23 protein-coding genes and 1 other annotated feature are annotated in these 26,272 nt (G+C 47.2%); of the genes, 21 read left to right on the top strand and 2 right to left on the bottom strand.

Annotated features, from left to right (window positions below):
- Nucleotides 1-2 precede the first annotated feature (2 nt).
- From CRO25_RS19890 to CRO25_RS19860, 7 genes are all read left to right on the top strand, one after another.
- On the top strand, nucleotides 3-704 hold the full coding sequence (locus CRO25_RS19890; protein WP_079696190.1) for a YggS family pyridoxal phosphate-dependent enzyme: 702 nt from the start codon (nucleotides 3-5) through the stop codon (nucleotides 702-704).
- Entirely contained in the window at nucleotides 695-1,162 is a 468-nt protein-coding gene (locus tag CRO25_RS19885; RefSeq protein ID WP_063566976.1) for a cell division protein SepF, read from the top strand. Before CRO25_RS19890 ends, CRO25_RS19885 begins: the two co-directional genes overlap by 10 nt.
- Nucleotides 1,163-1,169: 7 nt before the next feature.
- Complete coding sequence (locus CRO25_RS19880; protein ID WP_301290087.1) at nucleotides 1,170-1,439, top strand: YggT family protein; 270 nt, start codon at nucleotides 1,170-1,172, stop codon at nucleotides 1,437-1,439.
- Between the two features lie 16 nt (nucleotides 1,440-1,455).
- Nucleotides 1,456-2,238 (top strand): RNA-binding protein, encoded by a 783-nt coding sequence (locus CRO25_RS19875; RefSeq protein ID WP_063566975.1) that lies wholly within the window; start codon nucleotides 1,456-1,458, stop codon nucleotides 2,236-2,238.
- A gap of 241 nt (nucleotides 2,239-2,479) precedes the next feature.
- Nucleotides 2,480-2,989 carry a DivIVA domain-containing protein gene (locus CRO25_RS19870; protein WP_063566974.1) on the top strand — a complete coding sequence of 170 codons (510 nt, stop codon included), beginning with the start codon at nucleotides 2,480-2,482 and terminating at the stop codon, nucleotides 2,987-2,989.
- 58 nt (nucleotides 2,990-3,047) lie between these two features.
- Nucleotides 3,048-3,339: a binding site (T-box leader), on the top strand.
- Nucleotides 3,340-3,675: 336 nt separating this feature from the next.
- On the top strand, nucleotides 3,676-6,774 hold the full coding sequence (gene ileS / locus CRO25_RS19865; RefSeq protein WP_079696189.1) for an isoleucine--tRNA ligase: 3,099 nt from the start codon (nucleotides 3,676-3,678) through the stop codon (nucleotides 6,772-6,774).
- A 229-nt stretch (nucleotides 6,775-7,003) separates the two neighbouring features.
- Nucleotides 7,004-7,360, top strand: a complete 357-nt coding sequence (locus CRO25_RS19860; RefSeq protein ID WP_063567857.1) for a DUF5665 domain-containing protein — start codon at nucleotides 7,004-7,006, stop codon at nucleotides 7,358-7,360.
- A 12-nt stretch (nucleotides 7,361-7,372) separates the two neighbouring features.
- On the opposite strand, the gene CRO25_RS19855 is transcribed toward CRO25_RS19860, so the two are convergent.
- Nucleotides 7,373-8,110 (bottom strand): TraR/DksA C4-type zinc finger protein, encoded by a 738-nt coding sequence (locus CRO25_RS19855; protein WP_079696188.1) that lies wholly within the window; start codon nucleotides 8,108-8,110, stop codon nucleotides 7,373-7,375.
- A gap of 64 nt (nucleotides 8,111-8,174) precedes the next feature.
- Here CRO25_RS19855 and CRO25_RS33470 point away from each other — a divergent pair, with 64 nt between their 5' ends.
- The 9 genes from CRO25_RS33470 to CRO25_RS19815 all read left to right on the top strand — a co-directional run bounded on the left by CRO25_RS33470 (nucleotide 8,175) and on the right by CRO25_RS19815 (nucleotide 14,878).
- The gene (locus CRO25_RS33470; protein ID WP_157258414.1) at nucleotides 8,175-8,321 is read left to right on the top strand and encodes a hypothetical protein; all 147 of its coding nucleotides are present in this window, start codon (nucleotides 8,175-8,177) and stop codon (nucleotides 8,319-8,321) included.
- A gap of 9 nt (nucleotides 8,322-8,330) precedes the next feature.
- Nucleotides 8,331-8,825, top strand: coding sequence for a signal peptidase II (gene lspA, locus CRO25_RS19850; protein WP_024628399.1), 495 nt, complete (start codon nucleotides 8,331-8,333; stop codon nucleotides 8,823-8,825).
- Entirely contained in the window at nucleotides 8,818-9,801 is a 984-nt protein-coding gene (locus CRO25_RS19845; protein ID WP_090809957.1) for an RluA family pseudouridine synthase, read from the top strand. Before lspA ends, CRO25_RS19845 begins: the two co-directional genes overlap by 8 nt.
- Before the next feature lie 109 nt (nucleotides 9,802-9,910).
- On the top strand, nucleotides 9,911-11,164 hold the full coding sequence (locus tag CRO25_RS19840) for an LL-diaminopimelate aminotransferase (protein WP_063567860.1): 1,254 nt from the start codon (nucleotides 9,911-9,913) through the stop codon (nucleotides 11,162-11,164).
- Nucleotides 11,165-11,348: 184 nt separating this feature from the next.
- On the top strand, nucleotides 11,349-12,263 hold the full coding sequence (locus tag CRO25_RS19835) for a decaprenyl-phosphate phosphoribosyltransferase (protein ID WP_372829006.1): 915 nt from the start codon (nucleotides 11,349-11,351) through the stop codon (nucleotides 12,261-12,263).
- Nucleotides 12,264-12,295: 32 nt separating this feature from the next.
- Nucleotides 12,296-12,928, top strand: coding sequence for an HAD-IB family hydrolase (locus CRO25_RS19830; protein WP_079696187.1), 633 nt, complete (start codon nucleotides 12,296-12,298; stop codon nucleotides 12,926-12,928).
- Between the two features lie 26 nt (nucleotides 12,929-12,954).
- On the top strand, nucleotides 12,955-13,245 hold the full coding sequence (locus CRO25_RS19825; RefSeq protein ID WP_090810048.1) for an EamA family transporter: 291 nt from the start codon (nucleotides 12,955-12,957) through the stop codon (nucleotides 13,243-13,245).
- 4 nt (nucleotides 13,246-13,249) lie between these two features.
- Nucleotides 13,250-13,552 carry a permease gene (locus CRO25_RS19820; RefSeq protein ID WP_256338016.1) on the top strand — a complete coding sequence of 101 codons (303 nt, stop codon included), beginning with the start codon at nucleotides 13,250-13,252 and terminating at the stop codon, nucleotides 13,550-13,552.
- Between the two features lie 24 nt (nucleotides 13,553-13,576).
- Nucleotides 13,577-14,878, top strand: a complete 1,302-nt coding sequence (locus CRO25_RS19815) for a DUF6080 domain-containing protein (protein WP_079696186.1) — start codon at nucleotides 13,577-13,579, stop codon at nucleotides 14,876-14,878.
- Between the two features lie 153 nt (nucleotides 14,879-15,031).
- Here CRO25_RS19815 and CRO25_RS19810 read toward each other — a convergent pair whose 3' ends face one another.
- Nucleotides 15,032-17,707: a YhgE/Pip domain-containing protein gene (locus tag CRO25_RS19810; RefSeq protein WP_079696185.1), complete on the bottom strand. Its 2,676-nt coding sequence runs from the start codon at nucleotides 17,705-17,707 to the stop codon at nucleotides 15,032-15,034.
- A gap of 782 nt (nucleotides 17,708-18,489) precedes the next feature.
- Here CRO25_RS19810 and pyrR point away from each other — a divergent pair.
- The 5 genes from pyrR (at nucleotide 18,490) to carB (ending at nucleotide 26,161) form a co-directional block, all read left to right on the top strand.
- Nucleotides 18,490-19,053, top strand: coding sequence for a bifunctional pyr operon transcriptional regulator/uracil phosphoribosyltransferase PyrR (gene pyrR, locus CRO25_RS19805; protein WP_072734474.1), 564 nt, complete (start codon nucleotides 18,490-18,492; stop codon nucleotides 19,051-19,053).
- Complete coding sequence (locus tag CRO25_RS19800) at nucleotides 19,053-19,964, top strand: aspartate carbamoyltransferase catalytic subunit (protein WP_097115805.1); 912 nt, start codon at nucleotides 19,053-19,055, stop codon at nucleotides 19,962-19,964. Before pyrR ends, CRO25_RS19800 begins: the two co-directional genes overlap by 1 nt.
- Before the next feature lie 126 nt (nucleotides 19,965-20,090).
- The gene (locus CRO25_RS19795) at nucleotides 20,091-21,395 is read left to right on the top strand and encodes a dihydroorotase (protein WP_072734473.1); all 1,305 of its coding nucleotides are present in this window, start codon (nucleotides 20,091-20,093) and stop codon (nucleotides 21,393-21,395) included.
- A 403-nt stretch (nucleotides 21,396-21,798) separates the two neighbouring features.
- Nucleotides 21,799-22,941: a glutamine-hydrolyzing carbamoyl-phosphate synthase small subunit gene (carA, locus tag CRO25_RS19790; protein ID WP_063567867.1), complete on the top strand. Its 1,143-nt coding sequence runs from the start codon at nucleotides 21,799-21,801 to the stop codon at nucleotides 22,939-22,941.
- Between the two features lies 1 nt (nucleotide 22,942).
- Nucleotides 22,943-26,161 carry a carbamoyl-phosphate synthase large subunit gene (gene carB / locus CRO25_RS19785; RefSeq protein ID WP_063567868.1) on the top strand — a complete coding sequence of 1,073 codons (3,219 nt, stop codon included), beginning with the start codon at nucleotides 22,943-22,945 and terminating at the stop codon, nucleotides 26,159-26,161.
- Nucleotides 26,162-26,272 lie beyond the last annotated feature (111 nt).

Below are 26,272 nucleotides of genomic sequence, written 5' to 3'. Positions count from 1 at the left end.
CTGTGTCATTGGAGGAGCGTATACAACTGGTAAATCAGAAGATCGAAGCCGCGTGTCAGCGCAGTGGCCGTCAACGTGAAGATGTGAATGTGATTGCTGTCACGAAATACGTCTCACTTGAAACAACGGGAGCTGTGCTGGACCACGGTCTTGAGCATATTGGCGAAAACCGCTGGCAGGATGCACAAACAAAATGGGAAGCATTCGGTCAGCAGGGAACCTGGCATTTTATCGGTCATTTACAGACGAATAAGGTGAAGGACGTCATCGGTAAATTCCGTTACATACATTCACTGGATCGTTTGTCCCTGGCCAAGGAGTTGGATAAAAAGGCGGCGTCTCTTGGCATCCAGGTGGAAACACTATTGCAGGTGAATATTTCGGGTGAAGAAAGCAAGTATGGCTTGCAGCCTGAACAGGCGAGTTCCTTTTTGCGTGAAATCAGTTCGTTCAACAACCTGAAGGTCATCGGCCTGATGACCATGGCACCCCATGAGGAAGATCCGGAGCTTACACGTCCCGTATTTCGCGGACTGCGTGAGCTTAGAGACCATTTGAATGGACAAGCTTTGACAGCGGAGCCATTGACCGAGTTGTCGATGGGCATGTCCAATGATTTTGAAGTGGCGATTGAAGAAGGGGCAACCTGGGTTCGGCTTGGATCGATTCTCGTAGGAAAAGAGGAGGGTTCGCAATGGGCGTAATGAATAAGTTTATGAATTTCCTCGGGCTTCAGGAAGAGGAAGAGATTGTGGAACGTGAGCGTATGGCGGCACAAGAGGAACATGATCCTGATCAGCAGGAAGCTGAAACCTCAAGTCTAGACAAACGTAGAAACCAAAGGGGTAATAATGTGGTGAGCATTCATTCCCAGAAAAATGTTAAAGTCGTCCTTTATGAACCGCGTTCTTATGACGAAGCACAAGAGATTGCTGACCATCTGCGCTCCCATCGTACAGTTGTAGTTAACCTGCAGCGGGTGCGTCAGGATCAGGCACTTCGCGTCATTGATTTCTTGAGTGGCACAGTGTATGCACTGGGAGGCGGTATTTCAAAAATTGGCGGCAACATTTTTCTCTGTACGCCAGATACGGTTGAAATTCAGGGATCAATTACGGAAATACTGGCTGACAGCGAGCAAGATTATAACAGAATGAGGTGAGCCACTTTTGTATCAGATTGAAAGCGTGTTGTACACGTTATACCAGATTTACTTTTACATGGTCATTGTCTACATATTGATGTCATGGCTTCCCAACGCACGGGAGAGTTTCATCGGTGAATGGCTAGGTAAGTTTGTAGAACCATATTTAAGACCTTTCCGCCGATTTATTCCGCCTTTGTTCGGTGTGTTGGATATTTCACCGATTGTGGCGTTGATCGTACTTCAACTCGCGCTTAATGGGCTGATCTCCATCCTCCGATACTTTGTATATTAAGGTAGGGTGAACATAGATGAGCGGTGAAATTTACGAGCATTTTAGTCATGACGAGCGGGATTTTGTGGATAAAGCCTCAGACTGGGTTGAACGTGCAGGTAAGTATCATGACATGAAGCTAACTGACTTTCTTGATCCCAGACAGGCCTTTATTTTACAAACGCTTGTGAACCGTCGAGATGATGTACAGATTCGTCTGGATGGTGGTTATGAAACAGCTGAACGTAAGCGTGCGCTGATTGCACCGGATTATCGATATCTGGACGATGAAGATATGGGTATGCAGGTGATGAGCATTACGTCTGACGATCAGAAAATCAAAGAGCTGGAGCATGGGGACTATATGGGTGCCCTGCTCGGGCTTGGCATGAAACGTGGCAAGATCGGTGATATTCAAGTGCTGGAGGACGGGTGCCATACTGTGGTGGCGTCTGAAACCGGCGCTTTTTTATCGCTTCAACTGAATCAGGTGCATCGAGTACATGTGTTTACGGAGTTGTTGGCACTGGATCAGCTGAAATGGTCCGAGAGCAAACTGGAGACGATGGACATTACCGTGGCTTCCCTGCGTTTGGATGGCATCTGTGCAGATGTGTATCGGCTTAGCCGCAGTAAAGTTCTCGTTCCGATCAAGGCTGGCCGCTGTCGGGTGAATTGGAAAGTGGAGGAAGATCCGTCCAAAGCGCTAAAAGCGGGAGATGTGGTATCCATTCAAGGATTTGGTCGATTCAAGGTGATGGAACAGGATGGGTTGACCAAAAAGGGACGCTGCCGCGTAAAAATCGGCAAATTTGCCTAAGAGTGTTGCAGGAAAACCCGCTTTCTTGTCGAAATGTTTAAGGTAAAGGTGCAAAAAACATTCGGTGTTTCCGATATACATTAAAGTGCAAAGGTTGATATGACCGCCAAAGGATCAGAGTCTGATCCTGCATTCCGTGTTAGTGCCAGGATTAGGCATCACATATACGGCCCCTTGGGTGGAACCCATATGCTGCAAACCTTCTCAGTCCGGGAAGGAACTTTTACAGGAGGTGGACAGCATGCCATTAACGCCGCTGGACATACACAACAAGGAATTTTCCCGACGTTTGCGCGGGTATGACGAGGATGAGGTCAATGAATTCCTGGATCAAGTCATCAAAGATTACGAAGGCGTCATTCGCGAAAACAAAGAGCTGAGCAATCAGTTGCTGTCCGTTCAGGAGAAACTTGATCATTTTGCAACGATTGAAGAGACGCTGAGCAAAACGATCATCATTGCGCAGGAAGCTGCGGATGATGTGAAGAACAATGCGAAAAAAGAAGCACAGTTGATCGTGAAGGAAGCCGAGAAAAATGCGGACCGGATCGTAAACGAATCTTTGTCTAAATCACGCAAAATTGCTTTGGAAGTCGAAGAGCTGAAAAAGCAGGCGTCCATCTATCGTGCTCGTTTCCGTACACTTGTGGAAGCACAGCTTGAATTGTTGACTCAGGATGGTTGGGAAGCGCTGGAGAGCCGGGAGCAGGAAGTCCGTGACCGTGAGCGGGAAATGAAGGAAATTTATTAGTCTATCCGCCTGGTTGACTTTTGCCTGTAAAGAGGCTATAACTATATTCATAATGAATAGTGATTCCATGACGGGTTCAGTACGTTATGATCTCATCCCTCAGAGAGTTGGCGTTTGGTGCAAGCCAATGGATGAGTTATAGCCGAATATCTCCCCGGAGAAGTGACGCTGAAGCGGTGTAGGATTGGCCGTGTGTAAGCGAAACCGTGAGCCGAACGTTATATCGGCACCCTGCTGTAGTTAAGCGGGGCATAAGCGCTGTTGATGACAGAGCATACCCAATTTATATTGGATGTGGTTTGTGATGAACAGAATTAGGGTGGTAACGCGAGCACAACCTCGTCCCTTTCCAGGGATGAGGTTTTTTTGTGTCCAAAAAAAGCAGCGAACGTACATGAGGCCCGAAGGGACCTCAAGGAGAGAGCCCGCCGCCGGAAGAGCGAAGCGTCCGGCAACTCCCTTCTCGCGGTAAGGCCCTGCGGCGTTCCCGAAGGGGACAGCCGCATGAGGGCCGACTCCAACATACACACCCTCGCCAACGCCGCCGCAGTTCCCGCCAAAGACAACCCATTCCTGGTGTCCAGAGGGCGGAGCGCCTATGGGGTCCCCCTTGGTAAGGGGGATTTAGGGGGATTGAAACGCTTTTTGTGGACGGTCCACAACTATATCTCGAAAGGAAGATTATCATGCAACGAGTTGACGTCAAAGAGAAAGCACGTGCCAGAGAACTACGTGTGTTAAACAAATGGAAAACCGAGAATACATTCAAAAGATCCATCGAAAACCGCGAAGGTAAGCCGAACTTCGTATTTTACGAGGGGCCGCCTACAGCCAACGGTAAACCGCATATCGGTCACGTATTGGGACGGGTAATCAAGGATTTTGTGGGACGTTATAACACGATGAAGGGTTACCGCGTCGTTCGTAAAGCAGGCTGGGATACACATGGTCTGCCTGTAGAACTGGGTGTTCAGAAAAAGCTGGGCATCTCCCATAAGTGGGAAATCGAAGATTATGGTGTGGAGAAATTCATTAACGAATGTAAAGCGAGCGTGTTCGAATACGAACAACAATGGCGCGATCTGACCGAAGGTATCGGCTACTGGACCGACATGAATAATCCGTATATCACACTCGACAACAATTACATCGAAAGTGTGTGGAACATTCTGGCGACGATTCATGAAAAAGGTCTGCTGTATCGCGGTCACCGCGTGAGTCCTTACTGTCCGTCTTGTCAGACTACACTTAGCTCCCATGAGGTAGCGCAAGGGTATAAAGACGTGAAAGACCTCAGTGCTACAGCCAAATTCAAGCTGAATGACAGCGGCGAATTCGTGCTTGCCTGGACAACGACCCCTTGGACATTGCCTTCACACGTTGCGCTTGCCGTGAACCCGGATATGGACTACTCCCGTGTTCGTCAGGACAACGAAGTGTACATCATGGCGACTAATCTTGTTGAGAAAGTCATGAAGGATGCCAAAGGGGAGTATGAAATCATCGGTGCCCTGAAAGGTTCTGACCTGGTTGGCAAAACGTATGATCCTCCGTTTAACTACGTACAGGCTGAGAAAGCAAATATCATCCTGGGTGCAGGTTTTGTAACCGATGCAAGTGGTACAGGGATTGTACACATGGCACCAGCACATGGTGAAGATGACTATCGTGTATGTCGTGAGCATGGCATCAGCTTTGTGAACATGGTGGACCTGGAAGGTAAGTTTGTGCCACAGGTAACTGATTTTGCCGGACGTTTTGTTAAGGATTGCGATATTGATATCGTAAGATACTTGTCTGAAAAAGGACGTTTGTTCAGCAAAGAAAAATATGAGCATAGCTATCCGTTCTGTTGGCGTTGTGATACACCACTTCTGTACTATGCAATGGACAGCTGGTTTATCCAAACAACAGCAATCAAGGATCAGTTGATCGCCAATAACAGTGAAGTAGACTGGTACCCAGGCCACGTTCGTGACGGGCGTTTCGGGAAGTTCCTTGAAGATCTCGTAGACTGGAATATCAGCCGTGACCGTTACTGGGGAACGCCACTGAACATCTGGGTGTGCGAAGAGACAGGTGAACAATTCGCTCCGCATAGCATCGCTGAACTGCGTGCTCGTGCCATCGGCGACGTGCCTGAGAATCTGGAGCTGCATAAGCCGTATGTAGATGACGTCAAAGTCATGAGCTCTTGTGGCAAATATGAAATGAAACGTACACCGGAAGTGATCGATGTCTGGTTCGACAGCGGCTCTATGCCGTTTGCCCAGCAGCACTATCCATTTGAAAATAAAGAAATATTCGAACAGCAATATCCGGCAGACATGATCTGTGAAGGAATTGACCAGACACGTGGCTGGTTCTACAGCTTGCTGGCCGTATCTACACTTTTGACAGGCAAAGCGCCTTACAAAGCGGTTATGGCAACAGGCCACGTTCTCGATGAGAACGGACAGAAGATGTCCAAATCCAAAGGCAACGTTATCGATCCTTGGGAAGTCATTGAAGAATACGGTACAGATGCATTCCGCTGGGCTTTGCTGTCTGACAGCGCACCGTGGAACAGCAAACGTTTCTCCAAAGGCATCGTGGGCGAAGCGAAATCCAAAATGGTGGATACGCTGGTCAACACCCATGCATTCCTGACGCTGTATGCTACAATTGATGGATTTGATCCACAGGAGCATCCGTTTAAATTGTCATCACACAACCTGGACCGCTGGATTTTGTCAAGACTGAACAGCCTGATTCTCGTTGTAGAAAAAGCGCTGGCTGTTAATGACTATCTGAACTCTTCCAAAGCCATTGAAGCGTTTGTAGATGAACTCAGTAACTGGTACATTCGTCGTTCCCGTGACCGTTTCTGGGGCAGCGGATTGACAGAAGACAAACTGGACGCTTACCGTACCCTTACCGAAGTGCTGGTGACTACAGCCAAGCTGGTGGCTCCATTCACACCAATGCTTGCAGAAGATATCTATCTGAACCTGACTACTGGTGAGAGTGTGCACATGGATGATTATCCGGTTGCCAATGAAACGCTGATTGACTTGGATCTGGAGCAGGATATGGAGACAGCACGCCGAATCGTTGAACTTGCCCGTAACGTCCGTAACGAAACAGGTATCAAGACACGTCAACCGTTGTCTGAACTGATCGTTTCCCTGGATAAAGGCTTCGATCTGGCAAGTTATGAAGAGATCATCAAGGATGAGATCAATGTCAAAACTATTCGTACCGAGCATGATGATGCGGATTTCGTTGATTTCACTTTGAAATTGAACCTGAAAGTGGCGGGTAAAAAATACGGTAAAAACGTAGGCTTCCTGCAGAACTTCTTCAAGGGAATGTCAGCAGATGAGACGCGTAAAGTGGTGACAGAAAATCTTCTGAATGTCGTTTCACCTGAAGGCGAAGAGCTGCAAGTGACGGGTGAAGAACTGCTGGTGGAGAAACAAGCCAAATCCGGTTTTGCCTCGGCATCCGGCTATGGTCTGACAGTAGCTCTCAATACGGAGATCACAGCAGAACTCGAACAGGAAGGCTGGGTCCGTGAAGTCATTCGTGCAGTTCAAGACACACGGAAGAAGCTGGATCTGCCGATTGAGAAAAGAGTACGTTTGACTCTGGATGTGGACGCTGCTTTACAAGAAGCGATTAAGGCCTTCGATCATGTGCTGCGTGAGAATGTGCTCGTTACCGAAGTTACCTTTGGAATGAATGATTCGATGCAACGCATTGAAGCCGGAGGCAAAGCCATCGGTGTATATATCGAGGGGTAATACAGTAATTCTCACGTAAGGCGTTCCTGGAGAAAGGATTGCTTTGTCAGACTTTAACGGGGACAGAGTAACTCTATTTCAAATAGGACAGTATATAGAGACAGACATGCCAACGAGCCTCAGATGCAGGAGATCAATCCTGTATCCTGGCTCGTTTGGTTTTTCAGCAAATGGGCAATGATTTCTATTGTGCAGACATTCTATATACATCAAAGGAACTGAGTAAATTATGAACGAACAGGATACCCAATCGCCATCTAATTCAGAATCCACGACGCATTCCAAGAATGCGGAGGACAAGATTGAAGAACTTCACAAGCTCACTAACCGGCTCGCGAATGAACTCGAACGTTCACGAATCGCACAGTATACGGAATTACTGAACCGGCCGTGGAAGCTGATCGGACTTAATCTGTTGTCCGGCGCCGCAAGGGGCGTGGGAATCGCCATCGGTTTTACTTTTTTTGCAGCAACGATCATTTACGTGTTACAAGTGCTTGGTGCGCTTAATCTGCCCATCGTGGGTGATTACATCGCAGATATTGTACGGATTGTGCAGCGACAGCTGGAATTGAACACTTATTAGGTTACCCGTGGGTTAATATGAGTCGTCTGACTCGACATCTGGTTCTAACAGACCATCACCTTCACGGTTCTCTAGGTACTGTCGATATTGCCGATTACGTACGATGGACACGTCATGGCCGTAGATATCGGTTGCGACAAAGCTCTCATATGCCTCAACGCAGCCCTCCACTTCGTCAGTGGCTTCAATCGCCATAACATCATAACTGTCGATGTCGCGTCCCTCAGCCATAGCCGGAGTATTGGAGGTGCCCCAACTTTCAACAATCTGCCATGCATCTTCACCGTCGAAGCCGTTCTGGTCGTCACGTTCATCCAGGCTTGTGCGGCCAAAGGCAGGAGCGAGGAATTCTTCCTCGACAGGACGATTTTCGGAGACAACGGTTTCCGGTTGATGTTTTTTGCAGTATTTGGTGTAAGGAACAGCTTGCATGCGTTCATAGGGGATAGGTTGCTGACACACGGCGCAAGTTCCATAATGGCCTTCTTCGATGGAATGCAGGGCAGAATCGATGCGCTCCAGTTGAAATTCATCATGCTCCAGCAGAGAAATATCCTTTTCGCGCTCATACATCTCGGTAGCTACATCACCTGGATGGTTGTCAATCGGTGATAATTCACCTGTTTGAAGCTTCATGGAATCACCAAGACCATAATGTTCGTTTTGCTCCAGTCTATGTTCAATGTCACGCTTTTCGGTTATCAGTTGGGAACGTAACGATTGCAGTTGTTTAGCATTGAAATGTGACATCATTTTCCCCTTTCTGTTCCGTATGGACTCCGGATTTTAACTCTGTTGTAGGATGTACCATTTCGTGCAGAATTACAGAAGGGAAATGTTATCGTTTTTGCCATCCGGGCTGGGGCTAACCGCGTCGTGGACGATTTCCAAACAGCTGTGCTACAATGAACAAGTCTGGCGTAAAGCCTGGTATCGTTTGGAAAAGACAAGAACGGAGTGACAAACAAACGTGGTGTATTATATCCTCGCTTTTATCGTATTTTTAGTCGATCAGGGAACGAAGTTCCTAATTGCAACCCGGATGGAACTTAGAGATGAAATTCCGGTGATTGGCAATTTCTTTGTCATCACATCACATCGTAACTCAGGTGCAGCTTTTGGTATTTTGCAGGATCAACGCTGGTTCTTTATTGTAGTTACACTGGTTGTCGTGGTGGCTTTGGTTTGGTATTTGCAAAAGGTAAAAGATACTCCGCACAAATTGCTGCCCGTGGCGCTTAGTTTGGTGCTTGGGGGAGCCATTGGTAACTTCCTGGATCGGGCTTTGACCGGAGAAGTGGTCGATTTTATCCAGCTTAATTTTGGTAGCTATACGTTTCCCATTTTCAACATAGCCGACTCGGCGATCTGTATCGGTGTGGTACTGATTATTGTAGAAACGTTGCTTGAAGGACGGCGCGAGAAAGCAGCCGCAAAGGTCGAAGGGAATGAACATCATGAGTAAAACGCAAAATGAAGAACAGAATAACGGAGATACGTCAACGCATGACGATGAACTCTTGAATGGCAATGATCGTATGGAATGGACGGTTGCCGCTGAACATAAAAAAGAACGAATTGACAAATATATTACAGAATCCATGGATAACGTATCGCGCTCCCAAGTTCAATTGTGGATTGGAGACGGATTCGTAACGGTGAACGGAGTTAAAGTCAAAGCTAACACCAAATTATCTGAAGGTGATCTGATAGAGCTTCTGATCCCTGAGCCGACGACTGTGGAGATTATTGCTGAAGATATTCCGCTTGAAGTGGTGTATGAAGATAGTGATTTGATCGTTATTAACAAACAGCGTGGCCTTGTTGTACATCCAGCACCAGGGCATACGTCAGGAACACTTGTTAATGCACTGATGTATCACTGTAAAGATCTCTCAGGCATTAACGGCGAGCTGCGTCCCGGTATTGTGCATCGGATTGATAAGGACACATCAGGTCTAATTATGGCTGCCAAAAATGATCGTGCTCACGCCTCGCTGGCTGCTCAGCTCAAAGAGCATAGTGTGAATAGACGATATATTGCACTCGTTCATGGGCATCTTAGCCATGATCAGGGTACGATTGATGCACCCATTGGTCGAGATACCAATGATCGCAAAATGTACACCGTTACAGAGCGTAACAGTAAACATGCGGTTACGCATTTCACCGTCACGGAGCGCATCAATGACTACACGTTGTTGGAACTGAAATTGGAGACAGGACGTACCCACCAGATTCGTGTTCACATGAAGTTCATTGGTCATCCGCTTGTTGGAGATCCGACGTATGGTCGTAATAAAGGAATCAAAATGCAGGGACAAGCCCTGCATGCCGCGATTCTCGGTTTTGTACATCCAACGACCGGAGAATACCTTGAATTTACAGCTCCGCTTCCGCAGGATATGGAAGATGTTCTGGCCTCACTGCGTAGCCGCTGACAGCTCGAGAAAGTACAAATGTTCGGATAATTTGTCCATGGTTTTGAACGCGCAAATGCTTCATATTAAAGTGTAGAAATTTGCGTCAAATGAGGAGATGAACAAAATCATGAGTATCGATAAATATCAGGAAACGTACATTCAGACTAATTTTGCCGACCGTATTGGCGGCTCCAACTATGGTAAAGACACCAACATCTATAAATTCGAGAAAATCAAACGTGCCAAAGCTTCGGCTAAAAAAGATTTTCCCAATGTAGAATTGATTGACCTCGGCGTAGGTGAACCAGACGAGATGGCAGATGCAGGCATCGTAGCTGCATTGGCGGAGCAAGCCTCCAAACCTGAAAACCGTGGATACGCGGATAACGGTATTCCTGAATTCAAGGAAGCGGCAGCTGCTTACTTGAAAAATGTATTTAATGTTGAAGGTATCGATGCATCAACTGAAATCGTGCATTCCATCGGTTCCAAGCCAGCTTTGGCGATGATGCCTTCTTGCTTCATCAATCCAGGTGATGTAACGATTATGACGGTGCCAGGGTATCCGGTTATGGGTACACACACCAAATACCTGGGTGGTGAAGTGTTCAACATTCAATTGACCAAGGAGAACAACTTCCTGCCAGATCTGTCGGCTATTCCGGAAGATATTGCGAAACGTGCGAAGTTGCTCTATCTGAACTACCCGAATAACCCAACGGGCGCGAGTGCTACCGTGGAGTTCTTTACGGAAGTGGTTGAATGGGCGAAGAAATACAGCGTAGTCGTTGTACATGATGCTCCATACGCAGCATTGACTTATGACGGCAAAAAACCGTTCAGCTTCCTGTCTGTACCTGGTGCGAAGGATGTGGGCGTAGAATTGCACTCCCTGTCCAAGTCCTATAACATGACAGGCTGGAGAATTGGTTTTGTTGCAGGTAACCCGCTTGTTGTTAAAGCATTCAGCGACGTGAAAGACAACAATGACTCCGGTCAGTTCATCGCGATCCAAAAGGCTGCTGCTTATGGATTGAACCACCCGGAAATCACGGAAAAAATCGCCGAGAAATATTCCCGTCGTCACGACCTGCTGGTAGCTGCACTGAACGAGCTGGGCTTCCAGGCTGAGAAACCTAAAGGTTCCTTCTTCCTTTATGTTGAAGCTCCAAAAGGTATTGTCGGAGGCCGCCGCTTTGAATCAGGCGAAGACTTCTCCCAGTTCCTGATCCGTGAGAAACTGATCTCTTCGGTGCCTTGGGATGATGCAGGTAACTTTGTTCGTTTCTCCGTTACCTTTGAAGCTAAAGGGGAAGAAGAAGAGAAACGTGTTATCGCTGAAATTAAACGCCGCCTGAGCGACGTGCAATTCGAATTTTAATTAATTCACATAATCATAATGATGTAAAGTAAAGAAAGAAGAGACCGGAAACGGTCTCTTTTTTTATGCAAAAAAATATAATTTCTCCCTGTAATACCTTTACAAAATTATACAAGCAACATATGATTAGATCTTTACGTTATTTATTATAGTCAGAAGTTGCTTTTGAAGGGAGTAATGGAAATTGTTATCATCACGTACCAATACCGTGTCCACACCTGCTGCAGGGACAGGCAATACCGTTTCAGGATTGCTTAAACTATTGAGACCAAAACAATGGACCAAAAATTTGCTGTTGTTTGCCGCGCTGCTTTTTTCTTTTGAGGAAATTCGGACGGAGACCATTCTATCGACTTTGCTAGGTTTTATTTTATTTAGCCTTGTTGCAAGCTGCGTTTATATTTTAAACGATTATGTAGATCGCGACAGAGATCGTCAGCATCCGGTGAAGATGTTCCGTCCCCTTGCTTCTGGACAGGTCAATCCGGCTCACGCCTTGTTGTTCGGAATTCTGTTATTAATTCTTTCCGTCGGGACAGCCTTCGTGATGAACCCATTATTCGGAGTATTATGTATTGTTTATTTCCTATTGAATGTGTCGTACTCATTTGTACTCAAACATCTCGTTATTTTAGATATGATGACCATTGCGGCTGGATTTGTGCTTCGTGCGATTGCAGGCGGTGTCCTGATCCATGTGCCATTTACGCCGTGGTTCCTCATCTGTACGATGCTGCTGTCCCTGTTCCTGGCTATCGGCAAACGGAGGAATGAACTCACCCTGCTTGAGGGAAATACTGGTTCACACCGTAAAGTATTGGATAACTACTCGATAACGTTATTGGATCAGTTCAATACCATTGTCACAACGGCGACCATTATTAGCTATTCGCTCTTTACGTTCACATCCGATCGTACCATTCATTTAATGTGGACGATTCCTTTGGTTATATACGGCATGTTCCGCTATCTGTATCTGATTCATATGAAGAACCAAGGTGGTTCCCCAGATCGAGTTCTATTTGAGGACAAGCCCATCTTGATCACGGTCATTTTGTATGTCATAAGTGTTATTTCGATTTTTGCTATTTTTGAATAAAAGTTTGAGTCTGGAAGGTAGAGGGGATCAGGGTGAAAAGCACGAAAATCGCCATCTTTGATATTGATAAAACGATTATACGCAGAGATTCCATGTTTCAGTTTGTACATTACGGCGTTCGCCGTTACCCATGGCAGGTATGGAGATTGCCTGTAATTGCATTTCATACCGCGCTGTTCAAGGCAGGTCTGATGACGGTTGAGCGTGTCAAACGTTCCTATTTCAAAAGCATTGAACGCATGTCCGAAAATGATCTGGAGCATTTTTTTGATACACGATTGCGTACTGCCATTTTTGCGGAGGCAAGTGTAGAGATGCAGCACCGTAAGGAAGCAGGCTATCATGTATTGCTGGTGACCGCATCTCCGCATGCCTATATGAAATATTTTAAAAACTTTCCCTGGGTGGATCATGTCATTGGTACCGATCTGGTTCGTCACTCGAATGGCTATACCTGTAGGATTGATGGCAGCAATTGCAAAGGGGATGAGAAGGTTCGTCGAATTCAGGCCTATCTGGATGAGAAAAAGATGGTGATTGATTATGATCAATCCTGCTCCTACTCCGACTCCTTATCCGATCTTCCAGTGATGCAGTTGGTGAGTCAGCGATACTTTATTAACAAGCGCGTGCCAGAGATGGAGGCATTGTCGTGGGGGAGATAAAAGGGCGCCATACAGGCAAGCTGTTGATGCTGGTCTCCGCTTTTCTTACAGCGACAGGCCAATTGTTCTGGAAGTGGGGGCTGACCGAGTGGATCTATCTGGGCATCGGCTTTCTCTGTTATGGGCTGGGTGCCATTTTGATGATCAAGGCTTTTGCTTTGGAAAAGCTGTCTGTGGCCTATCCTTTGATGTGTGCAAGCTATGTGTTTGCGCTGATCTATGGATACTTTTTGCTAGGAGAAGAAATTACGGTGCAGAAGTTGGCCGCTGTTGTGCTGCTTGGAATTGGGGTGACGTTGACCAGTGTTGATCGATAGCTGGATGATTGCTGTATTAATTGCAATGACCCTGTGTGGAGCGATGGGGGGAGCGGGTTTGAAAGCCTACGCTACCAGCCGCAAAAAGCTGCATGTTTTAATGGGGCTAGGATTCTATGGTACAGGTGCGCTGCTGAACATTGTATTGTTGAAATTTCTTCCCTTAACGGTTGTGCTGCCAGCCAATGCGTTAACGTATGTGTGGACGCTCATTATAGCGCGGTTTGCCTTTAAGGAAGCGGTGGGTCCTTTGCGCTGGATCGGTGTCACTTGTATTATGGGCGGGTTGTGTTTATTGGTTTTCTAGAATAATGAAACTGGATGTGAATGCATGAAATTTTTGGACTACATATTTTATAATCGCAGGACCAATTGGACGGCATTTGGCCTGTTTGCGGGTTTTGCTCTTTTTTACGCTCTCATGAATGGACCTTACGTGACGTACATTGCGAATCACGCAGAGCTACTTGGGTCATACACGCCATTTAGTACGACGCAGTTTCCACTTAATTTATTTAACTTCGATCCTTCCATGTATTACGGAAGCAACAGTTCTTCGGTTATTCATCCGTTAATTTCATTTCTAGCGGTCACGCTTGAAGCAGGTGCTCAATTGCTGGGCGGGAATTGGTTCTTTCTTGTCCTGCAGTCCCTTGTGAATGCAGGTTCGGTTGTGCTGGTGTTTCTGTTTTTAAATCAAAAAGATAAACAAATCACCACACCGTTACTTTTCGCTTTATTGTTCGGTTTCAGCTCCTATCTGATGTTTACCGCGTTGATTCCGGATTCGTATCCGTACGTACAGTTTGTTATCCTGTTCTCTGTGCTGTATATGCAATACACCCGGGAACGGAAAGATGTCCGTTACATCCCGAATGCGCTGCTGGCATCCATCAACTTCGGACTGACGTCGACCAACATTGTACCATTTGCGGCAGCCATGTTTTTCAATTTGCGTACGTGGCGTAACAAGTCTGGTTGGAAAAAGTATATCGGGATTATGGCACTGGCCGTTGCCTTCATCGTAGTATTGACAGGAATCCAATACATCGCGTTTGGCGGTCGCAGTTGGGTCAGTAACTGGCTGCTTGGCATTCAAAATGGGGGAACAAGCTATGCGACTCCATTCCAGTTCGCAGCTCATTGGAAAGCTCTAAGTTTGCTAACGATTAATCCGATGCTGTCACCGAAAGTACATTTGCTGGACCCGGGTATGGTCGCGTTTGTAACAGATTTGACCCGTTCCAATCCGATCTATGTTCAGCTTACGGGTATATTTATCCTGTTGCTGGCGCTCACTGGGTTTATCAAAGGCATCCGTGAACGGGAAGTGTGGACTCTTGTGCCATACATTCTGTTTGCCTTTTTACTTCATATCGTTGTTGGTTTCGGGCTGGCGGTATTTCAATACGATATGTACCTGTACGCAGGACACTATCTGTTTGCGTTTTTCCTCCTCGGTGGGGGCTTCGTCATCTGTCTTCGTCCGGGGCTGGGTAAAAAAGTGCTAATAGGCTTGATCATGATATGTATTCTCGTCACCGCAGGGAACAACATCTACCGTCATGTAGAAACTTTAACAACCATTAAGCAGTCCTATGATCAGTTGGAACAGGAACGTACAGTGAAATAATCAGAGATTTTAATTATCTTTATAATGAGACAAGGCCATTGGACTTTAAATCCAATGGCCTTGTCTTGTTTGGTATGATTCATTCGATATGTGCATGTTGGGATAAACAAAAGACCCACTGCGTTGATTACGCAGAGGGTCTCACGGACGATTTTAAGCAATGATTTTGGTCTTCTTGGCATTCTCGGCTGAACGTTTGGTGAGACTGCTGAGTGGACGTTTCAAAGCGAGAGCAACGATGAGACTCAGCGCGATGAACATGCACAACCACAGAATATCCTTGATGGCAGTCGACCACAAGATGCCGCCGACCGACTCACGCAGTAGACTAATCGCATACGTGAAGGGCATGAACGGATTCAATGCCTGGAAAAAGGGCGATGTCATGCTGATTGGAAACGTACCGCCGGAGCTGGAGAACTGAAACACCATGAAGATGATCGCGATCCCTTTTCCGATATTCCCAAAAACGGACAGCAGGGTGTACGTTATGGTGACAAATACGGCACTCACCAGCATGGCAAACAAGACAAACCACACTTTATCTGCGACATAGGTGCCGAGAATCAATATATCTCCCAGGCTGACACAGATCGCTTGAAGCAATCCAATAGTCAGAAAAGTGGCAAGACGTCCAAGATACAACTCGTATCCCCGGAACTTGCCTTCTGGATTCTCAGCTTCGGCACGAAGCAGGGAAATCAGTAGCGTTGAGCCGACCCACAAGGACAGCACGCCATAAAATGGTGACATGGCTGATCCGTAATTCGGAATCGGGTAAAGCTGTTGTTCCTTGATTTTCACCGGACTTGCTAGGAAAGCACTCTCTTCTTCAATGTCGCCGCGCAAAAGCTTGGCGAGCTCGGCAAACTGGTTATTACCTTCGACTTCTCTAAGTTTGTCTGCTGCCTTGCTGAGGGCACTTTCCAATGCTGGCAAATCATCACGTACAAGCGTGGCAACACGATGTACTCCTTGTTCGACCTCCGGAAGCTGGTTCTGTACAAAATCGGATGCCTTGCCTATCTGTTTCTCGGCATTGGGCAGATCGTTCCGAACAAAATCAGCTGCTTCATTCAGCTTGGTCCCCAGCTTGGGCAGATCGTTTCGAATTAATGAAGATACTGTGTTCAAAGCTTGGATGAAGCCTTCACTTTTATTCGCGAGTGTCTCCGATATCTCATGAATCTTAGATTGTATTTGAGGCAGTTCGCTCTGGATTTTTGTCAATTCAGTCTGCCCAAACGTAATCCCTTCTTTGGCTGACGCAAGAATGTCCGCGATATCCGGAATTCGATCTCTTGCTCCCTGTAGTGTATCTGCTGAAGTGGAAAGGATAGACCTCAGCTTATCCGCACCAGCCGCAAGAGCCGGCGATATTTCGCTCTCGTAGGTGTTCATGATATTGCCAATGCCGCTGCTAATGTCCTTGGAGAGAGCATTTAACTGGGCGATGACGTCTGCGGGCGGAGTTGTATTACGACGCAGAGCATCACTGATAATCCCTGTCAGGCGGATTTGCAGCTGAAGTTTATCTGAAATGGTGTTCAGCTGCGTAATTTTATTAGCAAGTGGATGGCTTGGAAGTAAGTTGTCGATTTTGCCCAGTAGTTCTGCCATGCTGTCGACGAGTCTTACTGCAATCCCCAAACGGGCAGCGATCCGGTCCAGATCTTCTGCTGTCGGCAGGTTATTAAGATCTGTATTCTGCAATTGCCCAAATACGTCTGATGCAGCGTTTGATATTTGCTGCACCAGCAGCAGGTTTTGCCGAATCGCCGGGCCTATAGCCTGAAATGCTTCTTCACTGGAATCCACAAAGTGATTTAAGCCTTCGGCCAGCTCAATCCCGTTACCAGCGATTTGGGATACTTTGTCCAGATCTTGCTCTGCGGCCGTTACGATAGAGAGAGCCTTATTGGTTTTATCCAGGGCCGTTTGGATGACACCTGATACCTGACCAAAGTTTGCATCCACTTCTTGAATACGTTCTACGGCTTTTTGAATATGGGGAATACGCCCCTGAATAGCCAACACCTCGGATGCTGCATCATTAATTTGTGGCCAATACTCCTGCACCTTGAGCACATACTGTGCGGCTTCATTGATTTCAGGCAGTTTTTTTTCGATCTCGACGATCTTTTGAGCATCTTTTACGATACCAGGCATGGCTTTTTCTACTTCCAGTACCTTTTGACCTGCAGCTTGTATATCCGGAAGATTTTTCTCCAGCGTGAATATGCCATTCTCCATCTTGCGCAAAGTTGGAAGCTGGGCATTGATCTCAACTCCGGCTTCCTTCAATTTGGTTAGAACAGCCTGACTGACGGCTTCAGTGAAATTTTCATTGATTTGTGTTGTTATCGCAGATACACCGGAACCCGTGATTTTTGGAGCGATGGCATTAACCTTCTCATTAACGGTATAGATTACCTCTGGGCGCTCCAGCTTCCCGTCAACGATACCTGTAATTTTGGTTGAAAAGTCCCCAGGAATGAGCAGGCTTGCATAATACTCTCCTGTTTGCACACCACGATCAGCCTCAGCCTGGCCCACAAAAGTCCATCCCAGCTTTTCGTTCTGTTTCAGGCTGGACACCAGTTCGTCTCCAATATTGACATTAGTTCCTGCAACAGTTGCACCCTTGTCCTCGGTTGTCACCGCAATTTTGATCCCTTGGGTGTTGCTGTATGGGTCCCATACGGACTTCACGTTGACCCAGTCATACACCCCGGGTAGTAAAATAATAGCCACAATTAGAAAAATACCTGTGGGAACCTTCAAAATATGCAACCAGTCTGTTTTGTAAACTTGCCAAATGTGACGCATAACTTCCTCCTAAATGTAAATAAATGTAGGTCTTATCTTATTTCTATGTCGCGTATTTGTAAATCCTTATGTATATCGGCTTTATTGAAGCATCTATGAATTGTTTCATGTTTATAAACTTTACCCATTTCGCTGGGTACTAATGCAGAGCCTTCATGTATTCCGTGTTTCTGGACGTTGAACTCTAAAATTAGAAGAGATGGATCATATTAAAAATGCATTCAGAACTTAAGATAGCTATGACGAAACTCATTGCATGTTCCAAAGAATAGGGCTCTGTCTCAACGTTGAGTATAGTCAGAGGATTATTTTGGTTGTAAGATTCTCCGCAATTGCCTATGGATAAATATACAGAATTATTGTATAATTATGAATAACGAATGAAATGTGATGTGTTTGGATGTTTTTCAGCCGAACTGCTGATTCTAAGGGAATACAGTAGAGGAATTTCGCCTGTGATGTTGAGGTGTTGACAGAGGGTTGTCTTTCTGTCATAATTCATGGAGACAAACGGACATATTGAGTACAGAACCCTGTGAGGTCCTGCAATATGAACGACATGAATAGCACCTTTAAATCAGTCCCGTGAGACTGGCAAGGTAACGTGAACGATACATCGTTTTTTGCTGCGGCAAATCAAGCGATGCATCCCGAGAGTAAACTTTCTTCAGAGCGGTCTGAAGTTCGGAGACTCCTTGCCAATGAACACGGCAAGGAGTCTTTTTTGTTCTCCTCGTCACGGGGCCATGATCTGAAAGGTAAATCCTGAGGAGGCTGAACGCATGAGCACAGAGACACATGTCATTATGGATGAAACCGCGATCCGCCGCGCATTAACACGGATTGCCCATGAGATTTTGGAAAAAAACAAAGGTATTGAGGGTTGTGTACTTATCGGAATTCGAACACGGGGTGTATACCTCGCAGAACGGATCGCCGCCAAGATTGAAGAAATCGAAGGTACACCGATCCCTTGGGGAGAACTCGATGTGACCCCTTATCGCGATGATCGCTTGGAAGAGAATAAAGCGAATCGCAAGGAACTGTTGACGATGACACCTGAATCACTTTCAATTCATAACAAAAAAGTGATTTTGTTCGATGATGTGCTCTATACCGGACGTACGATTCGCGCAGCGATGGATGCCCTGATGGATTGTGGAAGACCACAGAACATTCAGCTGGCGGTTCTCGCAGATCGCGGACACCGGGAACTTCCGATTCGACCTGATTTTATCGGCAAGAATGTGCCGACTTCTAAATCAGAGGAGATCGAGGTTGCACTGATAGAAACGGACGGACAGGACGAAGTCAAGATCATTCAGAACCGGGGGGAACAGGCATGATGATTACACAACCAGCATTGAAGGACCGGAGCTTGCTTGGCCTTAAGGACCTTAGCCGCGATGAGATCGACTCCATTCTGAACAGAGCAACACACTGGGAAGCGCAGAAGGAGAAACTGGTTCCTGTACTGGAATCCCACTTCGTAGCCAACATGTTCTTCGAGAACAGCACGCGTACTCGCTTCTCATTTGAGATGGCAGAAAAACGTCTGGGTGCACAAGTACTGAACTTCACGGCGGCTGCATCAAGCGTGGAGAAAGGTGAATCCATCTATGATACGGTACGCACACTGGAGTCCATGGGCATTGACGCAGGAGTGATTCGGTTGAAACCTTCGGGTGTTCTGCAACAACTGGCTCAGAAAGTGAATGTTCCACTGGTGAATGCCGGAGACGGGAATAACGAGCACCCTACCCAGGCGTTGTTGGATCTCTACACGATGCGGAAGGCTTTCGGTGAGCTGAAAGGTTTGCGTGTGTCGATCATCGGAGACATCCTGCATAGCCGGGTAGCTCGCTCCAATCTGTGGGCACTGCAAAAGTTTGGTGCGGATGTGAGCTTCTGCGCACCGCAAACGATGCAGGCACCGGAGCTCGCAGAACACGCGCCTTATGTAGGTCTGGAAGAAGCACTCGATGCGGATGTAGTCATGATGCTCCGAGTTCAACTGGAGCGTCATAAACATGGCCTGATTACTTCGGCTGAGGATTATCGCGAACACTACGGATTGACGGAAGAACGGGCATCACGCCTGAAACCAAGCACAATCATTATGCACCCTGCTCCTGTGAACCGAAATGTCGAGGTAGATGACGCGGTAGTGGAGAGCGCAGCATCGCGGATCTTCCCGCAGATGGCAAACGGTGTTCCAATCCGCATGGCGGTCATGGAACGTGCGATGAAACTGTAACAGGGTCTGGCTGTGGGTCATAGGCTGACGGGACGGAAGTTCTTATAGAGCAATGTGAGGGTACACGATAAAGAAAATCACCCGGCTTGTCTGGCAAGTCGGACAGAACCGAAGCGGAGGGCAATTATGCTACAGATTATAAAGAACGCGAACATCTTGAATCATCAAGGGGAACTTGAACGGAAAACGATCATTATAGATGAAGGAAAAATTCAAAAGATCGCTGGAGTGGAAGACGAAGCGGTACTGAAAGCAGAGCAATCAGCGCATAGCGTAACCGATGCTTCAGGCAAACTGGTCATTCCCGGTTTGATTGATATGCACGTGCATCTGCGTGAACCTGGATTCGAGCATAAAGAGACGATCGAGACGGGTGCCCGTTCGGCAGCACAAGGTGGTTTTACAACGATTGCATGTATGCCAAACACAAGACCGGTAACCGACAGCGCAGATGTCGTTAAGTTGGTTTTGGATAAAGCCAAAGAAGCCGACCTGGTTAAAGTACTGCCTTATGCAGCTATTACGAAGAACGAGCTTGGACGTGAACTTACGGATTTCGCCGCATTGAAAGAAGCGGGTGCGATTGGATTCACGGATGATGGGGTGGGCGTACAAAACGCTCAAATGATGAAAGATGCTATGAGCCTCGCAGCAAGTATGGATATGCCAGTCATCGCTCACTGCGAAGACGACTCATTGGTAGTTGGCGGATATGTGACAGAAGGCGAGTTTTCGAAGCGTCATGGTATCAAAGGTATCCCTAATGAATCCGAGGCCATCCACGTAGGCCGTGATATCCTGCTTGCAGAAGCAACGGGAGTTCACTACCACGTCTGCCACGTAAGTACGGAGCAGTCGGTTCGCTTGATTCGCCTGGCGAAGTCCATCGGTATTAAAGTAACTGCTGAGGTATGTCCGCACCATCTGGTATTGTCGGATGAGGATATCCCAGGTATGGATGCCAACTGGAAGATGAACCCGCCCCTACGCTCACCACGCGACGTGCAAGCTTGTATCGAAGGTTTGCTGGACGGAACGCTGGATATGATCGTTACCGATCACGCGCCGCATAGCGAAGAAGAGAAAGCAAAAGGTATGGAGCTGGCACCGTTCGGTATCGTTGGATTCGAAACGGCTTTCCCGCTGTTGTACACGAAGTTTGTGGAAACAGGGCTTTGGAGCCTGGACTTCCTCGTGAAACGCATGACAGCAGATCCGGCACGGGTATTCCGACTGGATACTGGCAAGCTGGAAGAGGGAGCACCAGCGGATATCACGATGATTGACCTGAACGAGGAAAAAGCGGTTGATCCAGCAACTTTTGCTACCAAAGGAAGAAACACACCATTCACAGGCTGGAAGCTAAAAGGATGGCCGGTACAGACATGGGTGGATGGCAAAAGCGTGTGGAATAACACGGTACAACAGTAAATCAGTAACTTATTAGATCAATAAATCAAATAAGCTTTTCCTCTTTAATTCTTTTAAAACAACAAGGCTTTATAACTCTAAATCTACAACCTATACACCAATAACATCTTTACAACTAACTCAAGGCAGACCATGCCGAGAGTCAAACATACGAAACAAAGAAAAGTTGAATAATGCTTTTGAACATGGACACCAACGTAACTGTGGAGTGGGCAGAAAGAACCCGAAGAAGCAAAGCGTTCGCCTTTATCACCGGATTACTCCATTTGAAGAATGGGATCAAAGTAATCCGGGGATAACAGCGATCAAAGGGTTTTCTGCCCACGGAGCCGCACCAAACGTAACGTCCCCCATGTTCAACTCAAAGTATTCAACGTTGATAAACACAGAGGAGTGAAATGGGATGCAGGCACAGGCAAGATTATTGTTGGAAGACGGCACACTGTTCACCGGGAAAGCGTTCGGTGCTGAAGGTGAAACAACAGGTGAGGTCGTTTTTAATACGGGAATTACAGGCTATCAAGAGGTGCTTTCGGATCCTTCTTATTGCGGTCAAATCGTAACCATGACGTACCCACTGATTGGTAACTACGGCATTACGCGTGACGACTTCGAGTCGATTCGTCCGTTCGTACATGGTTTTGTGGTACGTCGTCATGAGCCGACACCAAGTAACTGGCGTGCGGAATACAGCGTAGACGATTTGCTTAAAGAGTATGGCATCGTAGGAATCAGCGAGATTGATACACGGATGCTGACTCGCCGGATTCGTCACCACGGCACAATGAAAGGAATTCTCACAACAGGATCGAAACCTGTGGAAGAGTTGCTGGAGATGATGGGAGACACCAGCATCGCTGAACTGCGAAACCAGGTTCCTATGACTTCTACTCAACATGTATACAACAGCCCGGGAACGGGTGAACGCATTGTATTGGTTGACTACGGTGCCAAAACAGGGATTTTGCGTGAACTCAGCAAACGTAACTGTGACGTTGTTGTAGTTCCGCATGATGTAACAGCGGACGAAATCCGCCGCATGAACCCGGATGGCATCCAGCTGTCCAACGGCCCTGGGGACCCGAAAGACGTTCCTCACGCGGTTAAAATGATCAGTGAACTGCTCGGCGAATATCCGATCTTCGGAATCTGCCTGGGTCACCAACTGTTCGCACTTGCGGCAGGAGCCGATACAGAGAAACTCAAGTTTGGACACCGCGGCGGAAACCACCCGGTTAAAGAACTGGAGAGCGGACGTTGCTTCATCACATCCCAGAACCACGGTTACACCGTAAACGAAGAATCCGTGAAAAATACGGAGCTTGAAGTGACACATATCAACAATAATGATAAGACCATTGAAGGTCTGAAACATAAAACATTCCCGGCGTTTTCCGTTCAGTATCACCCGGAAGCAGCGCCAGGACCATATGATAACAGCTATCTGTTTGACCGCTTCATCGAGATGATTCGGGAGCACAAGATTACTCACCCGCAACAGCCGCGTCAAGCCGTATTGGCAGCCGCAGTGAAAGGAGCACAATAACATGCCGATTAACAAAGATCTCAAAAAAATCCTGGTGATTGGTTCAGGTCCAATCGTCATCGGTCAAGCGGCCGAGTTCGACTATGCCGGTACACAAGCATGCCAGGCACTGAAAGAAGAAGGCGTGGAAGTTGTACTCATCAACAGCAACCCGGCTACGATTATGACGGATACCAACATGGCTGATAAAGTGTACATTGAACCGATTACACTGGATTTTGTAACGCAAATCATTCGTCAGGAACGTCCAGACGGTTTGCTGCCAACCCTTGGCGGTCAAACGGGTCTGAACATGGCTGTGGAACTGGCACGTGCTGGCGTCCTTGAGCGTGAGAATGTCAAACTGCTCGGAACACAGCTCACATCCATTGAGAAAGCGGAAGATCGTGATTTGTTCCGTGATCTGATGCGTGAACTGGAACAGCCTGTACCCGAGAGTGTAATCGTAACAACACTTGAGGAATCACTTGATTTTGCGAATGAGATTGGTTATCCAATCATCGTCCGTCCAGCCTACACGCTTGGTGGAACAGGCGGCGGGATCTGTTCCAACGAAGAAGAACTGCGCGAAACCGTAGCAGCAGGAATTCGTTACAGCCCGATCGGGCAATGTCTGGTGGAGAAAAGCATTGCTGGCATGAAAGAAGTCGAGTATGAGGTTATGCGTGACAAAAACGATAACTGTATCGTAGTCTGCAACATGGAAAACTTTGATCCGGTAGGTGTTCATACAGGTGACAGTATCGTTGTGGCGCCAAGCCAGACGCTGTCTGACCGTGAATATCAAATGCTGCGCTCAGCTTCCCTGAAAATCATCCGTGCCCTCAACATCGAAGGTGGATGTAACGTACAGTTTGCGCTTGATCCGCACAGCTTCCAATACTATGTTATCGAAGTTAACCCACGGGTAAGCCGTTCTTCGGCACTAGCTTCCAAAGCAACGGGCTATCCGATTGCTAAGATGGCTGCCAAAATTGCCATGGGTTACACACTGGACGAAATCGTGAATCCGGTAACGGGCCAAACATATGCATGCTTTGAGCCAACACTGGACTATATCGTGAGCAAAATCCCACGCTGGCCGTTTGACAAGTTTATCTCAGCGAACCGCAAACTGGGTACACAGATGAAAGCGACAGGCGAAGTTATGGCGATTGGCCGTACATTCGAAGAGTCAATTCATAAAGCTGTTCGTTCCCTGGAAATCGGCGTACACCGTCTGTATCTGAAAGATGCCGAAACCCTGGATGAAGCAACGCTGAACGAGCGTCTGGTCAAAGCCGACGATGAGCGTATCTTCCTGATCGCTGAAGCATTCCGCAGAGGGTATACATTGCAACAGCTTCAAGATCTGACGAAGATTGACTGGTGGTTCCTGGATAAACTCGAAGGGCTGATCCGCTTCGAAGATCGCATTCGTGAGGAATCCGAATTGTCCTCCGAAACCTTGTATCAAGCGAAGCGTCTTGGCTTCACAGACCGTGCCATTGCTGAGCTGCGGGCTGAAGGTCAACCAGGAGGTACGCTGACGAAAGAAGCTGAAATCAGAGCACGTCGTGAAGAGGAAAACCTTCGCCCAGTCTACAAAATGGTAGATACATGTGCAGCTGAGTTTGAAGCAACAACGCCATATTACTACTCTACTTACGAAACTGAGAATGAAGTCATTCCTTCAGATAAGAAAAAAGTAGTCGTACTTGGTTCTGGTCCAATCCGGATCGGTCAAGGGATTGAGTTTGACTACTCCACAGTACACGCGGTATGGGCTCTGCAAAAAGCAGGCTATGAAGCAGTTATCATCAATAACAACCCGGAGACGGTGTCTACGGACTTTAATACATCGGATCGCTTGTACTTTGAACCCCTGTTCTTCGAAGATGTAATGAACGTTATCGAACAGGAACAGCCAGTAGGTGTTATCGTACAGTTTGGTGGTCAAACGGCAATCAACCTGGCAGCACCACTACGTGCCGCTGGTGTAACGATTCTCGGAACTGATCTGGAAAACATTGATGAGGCAGAGGATCGCAAGAAGTTCGAGCGTTTGCTCTCCCGTCTGGAAATTGCACAACCAAAAGGAAAAACAGTCATTTCGGTAGATGATGCGGTTGAAACGGCTCAAAGTCTGGGCTACCCGGTACTGGTTCGTCCTTCCTATGTACTCGGCGGTCGTGCGATGGAGATTGTATACTCCGATGCAGAATTGCTGACATATATGGAGCAGGCGGTTAAAATCAATCCGGAGCATCCGGTCCTGATCGACCGTTACATGATGGGTAAAGAGGTTGAGGTTGACGCGATCTGTGATGGTGAAACGGTATTGATTCCGGGTATCATGGAGCATATCGAGCGCGCAGGGGTTCACTCCGGTGACTCCATCGCGGTTTATCCGCCACAGCACCTGTCCCAGGATCTCAAAGAGAAAATTGTAGAGATTACAATCAAGATTGCAAAAGAACTGAAAACGATCGGTTTGGTTAACATCCAGTTTGTTATCCATAAGGGTCAAGTGTACATCATCGAGGTGAACCCGCGTTCATCCCGTACAGTACCTTTCCTGAGCAAAGTAACTAACATTCCGATGGCGAACCTGGCAACACAAGCCATTCTGGGCGTGAAGCTGAAAGACCTCGGATATGTCGACGGTCTATGGCCTGAATCGGATCATGTTTCCGTAAAAGTTCCGGTCTTCTCCTTCGCGAAGCTGCGTCGTGTGGAACCAACGCTTGGACCTGAGATGAAATCCACAGGTGAGGTTATGGGTCGTGACCCGAATTACGCTAAAGCGTTGTTCAAAGGTCTTATCGGTGCAGGCATGAAGATCCCGGCCACCGGAGCAATCGTGGTAACGGTAGCGGACAAAGACAAAGAGGAAGCTGTTCCACTGCTTGAAGGTTTCTATAGACTGGGATACAAAATCATGGCTACCGGAGGTACGGCAGCTGCGCTTGAAGCAGCGAACATTCCGGTGACGACGGTGAACAAATTAAGTGAAGGTTCGCCGAACATTCTCGATATGATCCGCAGCGGCGAAGCAAACTTTGTGTTCAATACGCTGACCAAAGGCAAAACCCCGCAGCGTGACGGATTCCGTATTCGTCGTGAGGCGGTAGAGAACGGGATTGTATGTATGACTTCACTGGATACGATCCGTGCCCTGTTGATCATGCTGCAAACGATCAACTTCTCCTCTGAGGCTATGCCAGCTCTTGTAAAATAAATAAGACGATTTGTCACTGATCAAGGACATCAGTCAGCCTTCGGGCTGGCGGGATGTCCTTTATATCGGGCAAAAACGGAAAAATCAAGCTTTTGGAAGGAGCGCTGGAAT

Origin of the sequence: Paenibacillus sp. RU5M (assembly GCF_900221055.1) — a bacterium.
GTDB lineage: Bacteria > Bacillota > Bacilli > Paenibacillales > Paenibacillaceae > Paenibacillus > Paenibacillus marchantiae.
Note: the sequence above shows the minus strand (reverse complement) of the source record. Positions and strands in the feature narration are given on the sequence as shown.